Annotated in this window: 11 protein-coding genes; 3 read left to right on the top strand and 8 right to left on the bottom strand. The window is 70.5% G+C overall.

The window, feature by feature from the left end; translation table 11 throughout:
- Position 1: 1 nt before the first annotated feature.
- The 3 genes from ASF71_RS15530 to ASF71_RS15520 all read right to left on the bottom strand — a co-directional run bounded on the left by ASF71_RS15530 (position 2) and on the right by ASF71_RS15520 (position 1,818).
- Entirely contained in the window at positions 2–400 is a 399-nt protein-coding gene (locus ASF71_RS15530) for a barstar family protein (protein WP_056302018.1), read from the bottom strand.
- Positions 397–903: a ribonuclease domain-containing protein gene (locus ASF71_RS15525; protein ID WP_082506099.1), complete on the bottom strand. Its 507-nt coding sequence runs from the start codon at positions 901–903 to the stop codon at positions 397–399. Before ASF71_RS15525 ends, ASF71_RS15530 begins: the two co-directional genes overlap by 4 nt.
- 90 nt (positions 904–993) lie before the next feature.
- Positions 994–1,818, bottom strand: coding sequence for an undecaprenyl-diphosphate phosphatase (locus ASF71_RS15520; protein WP_056302016.1), 825 nt, complete (start codon positions 1,816–1,818; stop codon positions 994–996).
- 67 nt (positions 1,819–1,885) lie between these two features.
- Between ASF71_RS15520 and ASF71_RS15515 the strand changes: the two genes are divergently transcribed.
- Together ASF71_RS15515 and ASF71_RS15510 are read left to right on the top strand one after the other, a co-directional pair.
- Positions 1,886–2,674 carry an aminoglycoside phosphotransferase family protein gene (locus ASF71_RS15515; protein ID WP_056302014.1) on the top strand — a complete coding sequence of 263 codons (789 nt, stop codon included), beginning with the start codon at positions 1,886–1,888 and terminating at the stop codon, positions 2,672–2,674.
- A gap of 304 nt (positions 2,675–2,978) precedes the next feature.
- Positions 2,979–6,119, top strand: coding sequence for a DEAD/DEAH box helicase (locus ASF71_RS15510; protein WP_056302012.1), 3,141 nt, complete (start codon positions 2,979–2,981; stop codon positions 6,117–6,119).
- A 25-nt stretch (positions 6,120–6,144) separates the two neighbouring features.
- Here the strand turns inward: ASF71_RS15510 and ASF71_RS15505 are convergent, their stop codons facing one another.
- From ASF71_RS15505 to ASF71_RS15485, 5 genes are all read right to left on the bottom strand, one after another.
- On the bottom strand, positions 6,145–6,657 hold the full coding sequence (locus ASF71_RS15505) for a hypothetical protein (RefSeq protein WP_056302010.1): 513 nt from the start codon (positions 6,655–6,657) through the stop codon (positions 6,145–6,147).
- Between the two features lie 58 nt (positions 6,658–6,715).
- On the bottom strand, positions 6,716–7,207 hold the full coding sequence (locus tag ASF71_RS15500) for a hypothetical protein (protein WP_056302008.1): 492 nt from the start codon (positions 7,205–7,207) through the stop codon (positions 6,716–6,718).
- 64 nt (positions 7,208–7,271) lie between these two features.
- Positions 7,272–8,063: a hypothetical protein gene (locus ASF71_RS15495; protein ID WP_056302007.1), complete on the bottom strand. Its 792-nt coding sequence runs from the start codon at positions 8,061–8,063 to the stop codon at positions 7,272–7,274.
- 94 nt (positions 8,064–8,157) lie between these two features.
- Positions 8,158–8,703, bottom strand: coding sequence for a ribonuclease HI (gene rnhA / locus ASF71_RS15490; protein ID WP_056302005.1), 546 nt, complete (start codon positions 8,701–8,703; stop codon positions 8,158–8,160).
- A 60-nt stretch (positions 8,704–8,763) separates the two neighbouring features.
- Positions 8,764–11,097 carry a transglycosylase domain-containing protein gene (locus ASF71_RS15485; protein WP_082506110.1) on the bottom strand — a complete coding sequence of 778 codons (2,334 nt, stop codon included), beginning with the start codon at positions 11,095–11,097 and terminating at the stop codon, positions 8,764–8,766.
- A 309-nt stretch (positions 11,098–11,406) separates the two neighbouring features.
- On the opposite strand from ASF71_RS15485, the gene ttcA reads away from it, so the two are divergent.
- Entirely contained in the window at positions 11,407–12,327 is a 921-nt protein-coding gene (gene ttcA, locus ASF71_RS15480; protein ID WP_056302002.1) for a tRNA 2-thiocytidine(32) synthetase TtcA, read from the top strand.
- The last annotated feature ends 60 nt before the right edge of the window (positions 12,328–12,387 follow it).

The following is a 12,387-nucleotide window of genomic DNA, read 5'->3' as shown; positions in this document are numbered from 1 at the left end:
CCTACCAGTGGCCCGTGTCGCTCTCGGGTTCCTCGGCCAGCAGCCACAGAGAACGCCCCTGCCCGGCAGCCTCGTTCTGGGCGTCGAACAGCACGGCCTCCAGCTCACGGGCCAGAGCGGCGGCGCGGCGGCGAAAGCGGGCGTAGTCGCACAGCATCAGGGCGAAGCGGGCCGGGCGCTGCGACGGGTCGGTGAGCACGTCGTACAGCGCGTCCCAGTTGCGCCCGAAGTTCTGGGTCAGACCCAGACCCGCCAGAAAGGCGAGCATCAGGGTGTCCTTGTCGCGCACGGCCCCGAAATCCACCTCGCGCACCGCCACCTGGTACCCGGCCGCCACCAGCCGGACGTCGTGCGGCGCCGGCTGCACGCCCTGCGGCTGATCGGAAAAGGGGTTGATCATGGCCGGATCCTGCGGAACGAGGCGTAGTGGTCGGCGGTGTAGTAGCACTCGGCGGTGCTCGTTTCGGGCTGGCCGCCGCACACGATGCGCCGCGTGCCCCGGTCGCTCTCGCCAGGGGTGCGGACCGTGTATTCGCGGTAGTAACCCCGCGTCTGCCGGGGCAAGACGCCCTCGCGGTTGCCGAAGGTCACGCCGTCCCTGCTGTAGCGGAAGGGACCGCCGCGCGCCACCGTCTCCAGCAGCGTCTGACCCTCGCGGGGCAGGGCACTCACCGCCACCCACGCCAGCCCACTCTCGGGATCGCGGGCGGCGCCAGAGGTCTGACGCGGCGCAGAGGTCTGAGTGTTCCGGACCGGACCGGGCTGGGTCTGGCTGGTTCGTGGCGAGCTGGTCTGGGTCTGACTCGTCTGAGCCTGACTCGTCTGGGCCTGACCGGGCGAATCGCACCCGGCGAGCAGGCCGGCGGCCAGCAGCAGGGGCAGCAGGGTGCGCTTGAAGGTCACGCCCCCAGTCTAGGCGCGCGGCCCGGCCCCGGCATGAAAAAGGCCGGCAAGGCCCCTGGGGGTCCCTTCCGGCCACGGTGAATGCCGGGCCTACGCCAGCGAGCCGTTGGTCATGACGCCCGTGGCGATCAGCACCAGGATGAGAGCGCCGACCACCACGCGGTACACGGCGAAGCCCTTGAAGTTGTTCGTCGAGACGAAGCGCAGCAGCCAGCCGATGGCGATATATGCGACCACGAAGCTCACGGCCGCGCCCAGCACGACGTTCAGGACGCCGATCTGGCCCAGGATCTCGCGGCTCTTGATGAAGTCCAGCAGCGCCGCGCCGCCCAGCGTGGGCACCCCCAGGTAGAAGCTGAACTTGGTGGCGGTGGGGCGGTCCAGGCCCAGCACCATGCCGCCCAGGATGCTGCTCGCGCTGCGCGAGAAGCCCGGCCACAGCAGGGCGAGGCACTGCAGGGCGCCGATGAGCAGCGAGCGGCCCACCCCGATGGTCTCGATGTCGTGAACCTTGGGGGTGACGCGGCGGCTCTCGACGAGCCAGATGACGACCCCGCCCACGATGAGGGCCCAGGCAACCACGCTGGGCCGGAACAGGTTCGCCTTGATCGTGTCTCCGAACAGCAGGCCCAGCACCACGGCCGGGATGCAGGCCACGACCACGCCCAGCCACAGCCGCTGCTGGCCGCGGTCGTGCCCGATGTGCCGGATCTTGAGAAAGTCGCGCCAGTAGTACGCCAGCACCGCGAGAATCGCGCCGCCCTGAATGACCACCTCGAAGGTGTCCTTGACTTCCTTGGGCCAGGGCACGCCCATGAGGTTACCCGCGAGAATGAGGTGACCGGTGGAGCTGATGGGCAAAAACTCGGTGATGCCCTCCACGATCCCGTATACGATGGCGTAGAACCAGTCCATAATCTCCGCCGAGTGTAACCCGCCCCACGCTGTGTCCCGCGTCCTCCGAAAGGTGCACACTGGGCGCATGTTCACGCCGTGGCTGGGCCGGTGGGCGTTGACCCCGGACGGCGACCCCATCCAGACCCGGAGCAGCGACCTGCTGCCGGTCCGGTTTCGGGGGACCGCTGCCATGCTCAAGGTCGCCCGCACCGCGGAGGAACAGACCGGGCACCGCCTGATGGTCTGGCTGGACGGCGCCGGCGCGGCGCGGGTCTACGCCTACGAAGGCCCCGCCCTGCTGATGGAACGCCTGCCGGGAGGAGACCTGACCCTCCTTCCTCCCCGCGGCCACGACGACGAGGCGACCCGCGTGCTGTGCAGCGTCGCCGCGCACATCCACCAGCCCCGTCCCCGGCCCTGGCCGGAGCTGACTCCCCTGCGCGTGTGGTTCCGAAGTCTGGAAGCCGCCGCGCCGCGGGGTGGGCTGTACGCGCGCGCGTGGACGCAGGCCCGCGCGCTGCTGGACGACCCCCAGGACCGGCGGCCCCTGCACGGCGACCTGCACCACGGCAACGTGCGGCTCGGGGCCGGGGGCGAGTGGCGCGTCATCGACCCCAAGGGGCTGCTCGGCGAGCGGGGATTCGATTACGCCAACATCTTCTGCAATCCCACGCTGGACTTCGCCGCGCAGCCCGGCCGCCTCGCCCGGCAGGCGGCACGGGCGGCCGAACTCGCCGGACTGGACCACCGCCGCCTGCTGGCCTGGATCACGAGTTACGCTGCCCTCTCGGCAGCGTGGCATCTGGAGGACGGCGACGAGGCGGCGGCCGAGCGGACGCTGGGCCTCGCGGCGCTGGCCGAACACCTCGGCTGAGACCCGCCCCACCGCCGTCCCCCCTGACGGGGGAGGCGCCCCCCGCCCCCGCATCCCCGAAACTACGCCCATGAACGACAAGACCCGCCTCTGGCTGCGGCGCTGGCTTCCTCTGGTCCTCTTCCTGGTGATCGGCCTGCTGACCTTCGCCCAGGCGTGGTTGAGCCTGCACCCCGGCTGAGCCGCGCTTCCCCCTTCTTGGCGGCGGCGGAGCCGCGCCTGCCACCCCACTTCTTCAAAACGGTGAAGGCCGACCGTCGCGCCCCTCTCTGTCTCATTTGAATGGCCCGCGTACAATCCCAGGGTGACGGTCGCCGCGCCCAACCTTGCCAAACTTCTGCCCGCAGCTCCGGCGGGCAACCTGCTGCAACTGCCGCAGGTCGCCCGCGCCGCGCTGTTCGCGGCCTTTCCCGGTCCCGCCGTGCTGCTGTGTACGCCCGAGCGCGCGGCGACCTACGCCTCGGCCGGCGCGCTCGGCGCTCCCGTGAGCGTGAATCCAGGTCTGCGCGACTGGGATGCCCGGCACGACCACGTCGTGCTGGACGTGAACACGGCGCTCGACCTCTTTCCTGCGCGCCCCGAGGACCACGCCCTGACGCTGGCGGTGGGCCGCAGCCTGCCCCGCGAGGACCTGCTGACGCGCCTGGAACGCCTGGGCTACGAGCGCGGCGAGGAACCCGGCTTCGAGCTGCGCGGCGACACGCTGGAACTGCGCCTGGCCCCCGGTGCCGGGCTGCCCCAGAGCGCCGAGGACGGCCTGTGGATCCGCGCCGAGTTCTTCGGCGACGAGGTCGACACCCTGCGCCAGCTCGCGCCCGGCGAGCTGACCGGCGAGAAGATCGAGCGCTTCACGCTGGAGCCCACCGCCGACTACCTCAGCGAGGTGAAGTGGGACGCCACCCGGCTGGACCTGCTGCCGGGGCGCGTATTTCTTGATGCCCCGGAGTTCTTCGCGTCGGCGCTGGGCGTCCTGACCGACACGCTCTGGCCCCGGCTCTCGGGCCGCGAGGTCACGGTATTCGGCCGCTCGCCGCTGGAACTGCCCGACCTCGATACCGGCCTCCAGCCCCTGCCCTTCTACCGCGCCCGCCTGACCGACCTGGACCGCGACGTGACCGAGTGGCGCGGCGCGGGCTACCGCGTGCTGATCCTGGTGCGCCACGACCGCACCGCTGCCTACCTGGCCGACAAACTGCTCAATACCCCGGATATTCCCTGGCTGAGCGTGCCGCGTGTGCCGGAGGGCGGGCTGGGCTTTCTGCGCGCAGGCGGTGAGGGCGGTTTCGTCATTCCCGAACACCGCACGGTGGTGCTCACCGAGGACCTGATCTACGGTTTCCAGGGCGGTTCGGCGCTGCGCGGCAAGAAACTGGCGGGCAAGCCGGTCACCGACGCGCTGGGCCTCCAGGTCAACGACTACCTCATCCACCCTGAACACGGCATCGGGCAGTTTCAGGGCCTGGAGACCCGCAAGGTGCTGGGCGTCACGCGCGATTACCTCAACCTCGAATACAGGGGCGGCGCGCGCCTGAGCGTACCTATCGAGCAACTGCCGGTGCTGCGGCGCCACCCCGGCACCACCGACGACCCGCCCGTCCTGAGCAGTTTCGACAAGAAGGACTGGGCCAAGGCCAAGGACAAGGCGCGCAAGAACGCCGAGGCGGTCGCCGCCAAGCTGCTCGTGCAGTACGCCGCGCGGCAGGTGACGCCGGGCAACAGCTTTGGGCCACAGCCCGAGTGGGATACGCAGATTGAGGAGAATTTCGCCTTCGAGCTGACGGCCGACCAGCGCACCGCCCTCAAGGAGACCTTCAAGGACCTGGAGGCCTCCAACCCCGCCGACCGCCTGATCTCGGGCGACGTGGGCTTCGGCAAGACCGAGGTGGCGTTGCGGGCCGCGCACCGCGTGGTTGGGCACGGCAAGCAGGTCGCCATCCTGGTGCCGACCACGCTACTGGCCGAGCAGCATACCTCGACCTTTGTCGAGCGCTTCAAGGGGCTGCCGGTGCGCGTCGAGGGCCTGTCGCGCTTCACGAGCGACAAGCAGGCGCGTGCCATCCTGGGCGACCTCGCCCAGGGCAAGGTGGACATTCTGATCGGCACGCACCGCCTGCTCTCGGGCGACATCACCTTCAAGGACCTGGGCCTCATCATCGTGGACGAGGAACACCGCTTCGGGGTGTCGCAGAAGGAGAAACTGCGTGCTCTGCGTGGCCTGCCCGACACCGGGGGTGGCAAGATTGACGTGCCCGAGGGCGTGACGGCCGTGGACACACTGGCGCTCTCGGCCACGCCCATTCCGCGCACGCTGTACATGAGCATGGTGGGCCTGCGCGACATGAGCAGCATCCAGACGCCGCCCAAGGGCCGCCGGCCCATCCAGACGGTCCTGACGCCCTTCGACCCCGTGACCGTGCGCGACGCGATCATGACCGAGATCGAGCGCGGCGGCAAAGTCTTCTACATCCACGACCGCATCGCCTCCATCGGGGCCCGCAGCCTGTACCTGCGGACCCTCGTCCCCGAGGCGCGTATCGGCGTGGCCCACGGCCGCATGAACGAGGAGGAGCTCGAGGAGATCATGATGGGGTTCGAGCAGGGCGCCTTCGACGTGCTGCTCTCGACGACCATCGTCGAAACGGGCCTGGACATCCCGGAGGCGAACACCATCCTGATCGAGCGCGCCGACCGTCTGGGCCTCGCGCAGCTCTACCAGCTCCGGGGGCGTGTGGGGCGCCGGGCGCAGACCGCCTACGCCTACCTGTTCTACCCGCCGCGCATGACCGAAAACGCGCAGCGCCGGCTGTGGGCCATCGCGGACCTGCAAGACCTCGGCAGCGGGCACCTGCTGGCCGAGAAGGACATGGAGATTCGCGGCGTCGGCAACATCCTGGGCGAGGAGCAGCACGGACACGTGCAGGCCGTGAGCATCGACGTGTATACCGAACTGCTCGCCGAGGCGGTCGCGCGGCTCAAGGGCGAGCCCGTGCAGGCGCCTCCCAGCGTGTCCATCAACCTGCCGGTGGACGCGCGGCTCTCGCCCGAATACTTTGCCGGGCCGGGTGGCCGCGAGGACGAGGAGGCGCGCATCGCCACCTACGGCCGGCTCTCGGAGGCACGGACCCTCCAGGCCGTCTCGCGCGTCGAGCGCGACCTGCGCAAGAAGTACGGCCCGCCCACCCCCGAGGTCCAGAACTTCATCGACCTCGCCAAGCTGCGCATGACAGCCGTCGCCCGGCGCGTGCTAGAGATCGGCGAGACGATGACCCACCTCCAGATCACCTTCGCGTACAAGAAGCTCGACTACGACGCCGCGGGCCTGCGGAACTTCCCGCACCGGACCGAAGTGGCGACCTTTCCACCCTCGGTGAAGCTGGAGAAGCGCGGCATCAAGCCCGACGCGTACGCGCGCACCCTGATTGATCTGCTGGGGTATTTCGGGTGAGGGGCAGGCCCACCGCCTGAGCGGCTTACCGTACCGTCACCCGCACCGGCTGGGCGGGCACCTTCACCCGCAGGTCGTCGGCAAAGCCCGCGAGCCAGCCCTCGACCATGTATTCGCCGGCCGGCAGGTCCAGAGTGCGGGTGTAGGTCAGCGTCTCGCCGGCACCCAGCGTGTCGCTGCGCAGGTCCTGGGCGCATAGCCTCGGCTCGGCGCCGAGCGGCGGATACACGACCTCGCGGGTGCCCACCCGCAGCACGCGCACGGTCGGGGCGGTGACACAGTTCTGGTCGTTGTCGCGCGGCACGCTCAGGGCCACCGCGACCGCGCGGCTGCTCTTCAGGGTCAGGGTCAGACTCAGGGGGCCAGTGCCCGAGCGGGGCGCGCTCAGGGTGGCGCGGACACCGTCCAGCGCGGCGGGGGCGGCCTGCACGGGTCCGGCGACCGGTTCCGTGACCGGCGAGAGGGGCGGCAATTCCTGCGCCACGGCAGGAAGCAGGGTTCCCAGGGCCAGGGCCAGAGCGAGGACACGGTGTGACATACCTCAGCCTAGGAGAACGGGGTGACGTGAGTCTGAGGAACCAGGGGAACCGGCTGCCTCAGCTCCCGGGCTTCAGCTCCAGGGTCACCACGCCCCAGGGCACCGGCTTCTGGGGTGCTCCCCCGAGAGGCCAGTTCAGGTAGTAGCCCACAGCGTCGGCATTCAGGGGCTTGTCCTGGTAGGTCGCGGGCGCCCAGCGTGCCTCGCCCGCGTCGGCATCGGCGAAGGCCATCAGGCCGCCCTGACCCAGCAGATCGGCGAGCCTGGCCTTGGGGGCGTAGCCGTCCGAACACCGGAAGGTGACGGTATAGCCCGCCGCCGCCAGCCGCTCCAGATCGGCGACGTTGCGCCCGAGCACATCGTCGAGGCGGTAGGCGCGCACCCGCACGTCACGTTTGTAGAGCTGGTCGGCCGGGAAGATGCCTTCGACCACGGGCACCCCGCGCAGGGTCTCGGTGCTCAGGACGACCGAGAGACTGGGGGCGGCCTGGGCGGCAGCGACACTGGCGAGGCTCAGGGTGGGCAGCAGAAGCAGGGCGAGGCGGCGCATAGGAAGCATTGTGCCCCGAGCGTGGGCCGCACGGAGACGATTTTGCGCCGGTAGGGTGGGTTGGCTACTCTTCCGGTTCGCCCTCATACTTGCCGCGCAGGTAGGCGCCGTGGGCACCCAGCATCCGGCGGCGCTGCGCCGCGCGGCGGCTGCCCACCTCCTGCACGCGGGCCTCGATCAGCCCGAGCTGTTCGAGCAGTTGTTCGTCCGAGGCGCGGCTGGGGGGCACGGCGCGGTAGGCGGCCATGAGCTCGGGCAGGTCCTCGCGCGCGGCCTGCTGCACGTCGTAGGTGTCGCGCGAGAGGGTCGGCTCATTCTCTGCGAGACGCAGCGCGTCGCGGGTGGCGACCACCGTGCGGTGAAAGGCGCTACGGGCCGGCGCACCCAGCGCGCCCTCATGCTGGCGCAACAGTTGCAGCAACCCCGCCTCGTCGGCCCCCGCGGGCAGGGCCGCGGCGCGGTCGGCCCCCGCCGGCAGGTCTTCTGTGGCCCGCAGCAGATTCAGGGCACGCCGGCCGGTCCAGAAGGTGCCCAGCAGGCCCAACAGCAGCGTGAACCCGAGCAGCCACCCCGCAACCGTGCTGCCCGCCGCCGCCCCGATGCCCAGGAGCACGGCCACCGTGCCCACCACCGACGCGCCCAGCAGCGCCAGCACGAGAAGCATGACCAAGCCGAGACCGCGCCGGGCCACGTTCGCGCCGCGCCGCAACCGGGCCTGGGGCCGGGCTTCGAGCCAGGGATCACGTCCCGTGGCCGAGAGGTCGAGGACGGGGTGACGTGCCGGGCGGATCAGGTAGCGCACCACTCCTGCGCCGGCGCGCGCCACGGTCAGAACGGTGGTGACATGCGGAGCCATACGCTTTCAGGGTACGCGGCCGGGGTGAGCCGGGTTCCCGCCGAAGGGCAAGCGGCGTTTACCTTTCGCGGCCAGCCGAGCGCACCCGCCGCACCTACTTCGCGCGCAGCTTCTTGCGTTCCTGTACGGCCAGCACGTCCACGCGCTCATTCTCGCTGTGCCCGGCATGTCCCTTGACCCAGACGAAGGTCAGGGCATGTTTGCCCGCCTGCGCGATCAGTTCGTCCCACAGGTCGCGGTTCTTGACCGGGTCGCCGCCCGCCGTCTTCCAGCCGTTGCGCTGCCACTTGAGAATCCAGCCGTCGGTGAAGGCCTTTCTGAGGTACTGGCTGTCCGTGACCACCCGCACCTGACAGGGCCGCTTGAGGGTCCGCAGGCCTTCGAGCAGGCCGCGCAACTCCATGCGGTTGTTGGTGGTGTCCTCCTCGTTGCCGCTTAGCACGAGTTCGCGCTCGCCGTAACGCAGGATGGTCGCCCAGCCGCCGTGCCCCTTGGTGGTGTCGCAGGCCCCGTCGCTGTACAGCTCGATCTCCTCGCCCGCGATGGGCACGGCGGGCTGGATGCCGGCCTTGAGGGGCAGCAGGTCACGCGCCGCGTCCGTCTTCTTGCGGGCATAGGTGGGCTTGCTGGGGCGCGACATAGACCGGAAACTCTAGCCCATCCGCGCCGGAGCGGCAAGGCTGGAAGAAGGTGCGGGGGCCTACCGCACCGGGTCGAGTGCCGGCAGTTCGGGCAGCTGGTCCTCAGTGGGTGGGTCGCCCGAGACCTGTTCCCCCTCCTCCGGCGGAGTGGGCTGCTCCGGGGCGGGCGACACGGCGTCGCTCTGATCGTCGGTATCGCCCTGCTGGTCCAGGCCCGAGCTATCGGCCGGAACCGCGCCGGGCTGGTCAGACGCCCCCCCGTCGCTGCCCGGTACGTACTCGCTCGTCCACCCGCCCTCGGGCGCCGCCGGCACCGGGGCCAGGTCCTGCTGAACAGGCGCGGGCAGGTCCGTCTGCGGCTCCTGGGTGGACGGGGCCACCGGGACGGGCGACGCGGCCGACTCGGGAACCGGGCGGGCCACCTGAACCGGAGCGTTGCGGCGGCTGCCGTCGCGCTCCACCGGCTCCTGGTCGGCCTCGGCCTCGCGGAAGGCCATATTGACCTGCCGGACCACGCGGGAGGTGATGCCCGCGGGCTGGGCGAAGGTGGTGCGGCTGCGCCCCGCCAGCGTGCCCGCGACCGCCTGCTGCCACACCGGGGTGGGCACGTCGCCCGAGTAGGCCCAGGAGGGCAGCGACCCGCCCTCCTGGCGCCCGACCCACACGGCCCCCGCCACGCCGGGCGCGACCCCGGCGAACCACAGGTCCTTGATCTCGTTCGTGGTGCCGGTCTTGCCGCCGACCTCCCAGCCGGGAATCTGCGCCTTGGTCGCCAGCCCGCCCTGGTACGGGGTCAGGTCGTTCACCACGCCGCGCAGCATGTCCAGGCCCAGCCAAGCGGTCTGGGCGTCCCATACCCGCACGCCGGCCGGTGCGGGACGCGCGTAGACGACGGCGCCGCTCTTGTCCTCGAATCGGCGCACCAGACTGGGCGCGTAGTACACCCCCCCGTTGGCGAAGGCGGCGTAGGCGGCCGCCATCTGGAGGGGACTGGCCTCCAGCGTGCCGATGCTCAGGCTCAGGCCACCCTGGGCCGGCGGCGTGAGCCCGAGCTGCCGCAGCTTGGCCTCGAAGGTGTCCATGCCGACCTCCTGTCCGATCCGCACGGTCGGCAGGTTGAGGCTGTGGTCCAGGGCGTAACGCATGGTCACGAAGCGGCCCGTCCAACGCCCGTCGTAGTTCTGCGGCTGGTAATCACCCCCGATGGGCGAGTCGAGAACGGTGTCGCTCTGTTTCCAGCCCTGCGACAGGGCCAGGGTGTATAGCAGGGGCTTGATGCTGCTGCCCACCTGCCGCCTGGCCTGCACCGCATTGTTCCAGTCGCCGGGGCGGTCGCCAGTCAGTTTCTGGCCCACGAGCGCCAGCGCCTCACCGTTGGCCGGGTTCACCAGGGCGATTCCCAGGGTGGCGTTGTCGGGCAGAGCCGCGTTCAGACTGGCACGCTCGGCCGACTGCTGCGCCTGGATGTCCATCCCCGTGAAGATCTTGCCGCCGCCGTACAGCGCCCGGCGCCCCACCCTGGGCAGCATCTCCTTCTCGACCGCCTGGAGGTACGACTGGTACTCGTAGCGGCTGGCGGTCCGCTGCTCGGTGGCCGCGAGGTTCTGGCGCAGGCGGTCGGGATTTTCCAGGACGGCGCTGCGCACGGTGCCGTCCGCGTTCCAGCCCAGACGCCAGCCGGCCGGGTAGATGGGCGTCTTCCAGGCCTCGTTGGCCTGCGCGCGGGTCACGCGGCCGTCTTCGACCATGCGGTCGAGGAGATTACGCATCAGTGGCCGGTACGCCGTGAAGTCGCGGTAACGGCTGTTGGGCGCCGGAATAAGGACGGCGAGGTACGCACTCTCGGCCAGGCTCAGCTGTGCGGCGTCCTTGCGGAAGTAGGCGCGCGCCGCGCTCTGAATACCCACGATGTCGCGCGGACCGCCGTCGCCCCAGTACACGATATTGAGATAGGCGTTCAGGATCTTGCTCTTGTCGAAGTCGCGGTCGAGCTGGTAGGCCAGCAGCGCCTCCTTGAACTTGCGCTCCGGAGTGCGCGCCTGGTTGTAGTCCGCGAGCAGCGTGTTCTTGACCACCTGCTGGGTGATGGAACTGCCGCCCTCCAGGTCGTTGCGCAGCAGCCCCTTGAGCAGCCCGCGCGCGATGCCCTTGTAGTCCACACCGTGGTGCTCGTAGAAACGCCGGTCCTCACTGGTCACGACCGCCTTGCGCAGAGGCTGGCTGATCTGCGACAGCGGGATCAGGTCGCGGTTCACGCTGTTGCCGCTGCTGAGGCTGGGGGTCAGCGTGCCGATAAGCCCGCCGGTGCGGTCGTATACCCGCGTCTGGCCGCTGTATTCCAGCACGTCGAGGTCGGCCACGCTGGGCAGGTCGCGGCCCCAGGCGTAGTACATGCCCCCGGCCGTCGCCGCCCCCAGCAGCAGCAGCGCGCCGGCTCCCCGGAACACCCAGGCGAGGCACCCCGCCGGCCGGCGGGGCGGCCTGGGCGAGGCGCGTTTCGCGGCGCGCGTGGTCCCGGCGCGGCCCGCCCCCTTGGACCCCGGTGTAGGGGCGGCCGGCGTGCGGGAAACCGGGCGGGAACGGCGACTCATATCCCCCAGAATAAGCGCCGCTCCGGTGAGGAATCGTCACCCAATGGGTGGACGGCCCGCCCGGGGGCGCTAGCATGGCCCCAGCGCCGGGCCCCGTCCCCGCTTTACGCCATGACCCACGACCCTGTCCTGCCCTCCCCCGCCGCTGCCCCCCAGCCGCTCCCCGCCTCGCCTGCGGAACGCAGCCGGCTGCTCGCGCCGGTCGCCCGTCTCGCGGGGCAGGCGATCAGCGACTACGGCATGATCGAGGAGGGCGACCTCGTAATGGTCTGCCTTTCGGGCGGCAAGGACAGCTACGCGCTGCTGGACGTGTTGCTCCACCTGCAGCGCCGCGCGCCGGTCCGCTTCGGGCTCGTGGCCCTGAACCTCGATCAGGGGCAGCCGGGCTTTCCGAAGGACGTGCTGCCGCGCTACCTCGCGGACCTGGGGGTGGCGCACGAACTCGTGTATCAGGACACCTACAGCGTCGTGAAGGCCAAGACACCTGTGGGCAAGACCACCTGCGCGCTGTGCAGCCGCCTGCGCCGGGGCGCGCTGTACGCCCACGCCCGGCGGCTGGGGGCCACCAAGATCGCGCTGGGGCACCACCGCGAGGACATCCTCGAAACCCTGTTCATGAACCTGTTCTTCGGCGCGCGGCTCAAGGCCATGCCGCCCAAGCTGCAGTCGGACGACTGCAGCAACGTGGTCATCCGGCCGCTGGCCTACGTGCCCGAGGCCGACATCGTGCGCTACGCGCAGGCCGCCCGCTTTCCCATCATTCCCTGCGACCTGTGCGGCGCTCAGGCGAATCTGCAGCGCGAAGTCGTGGGGCGGATGCTTCAGGACTGGGAACGCGAGCACCCAGGGCGGTTGAACAACATCCTGCGCTCGCTCACCCGCGTGACCCCCAGCCACCTGCTCGACCGCGACCTGTACGACTTCACTGGGCTGGGCACCCCGCCGGCCGAGGGCGACCGCGCCTTCGACCCCGAGGACCTGCCGACGCGGGAATTCCTGACCGACCTGGGTGAACTCGAGCTGCTGGGCTGAAGCCACGGCAAAAACTCCCCCAGCCACATGGAGGGCTGGGGGAGTCGGGTAGAGCGGTGG

Origin of the sequence: Deinococcus sp. Leaf326 (assembly GCF_001424185.1) — a bacterium.
Lineage (GTDB): Bacteria > Deinococcota > Deinococci > Deinococcales > Deinococcaceae > Deinococcus.
The sequence above is the reverse complement of the archived record's forward strand: the minus strand, read 5'-3'. Positions and strand labels throughout refer to the sequence as shown.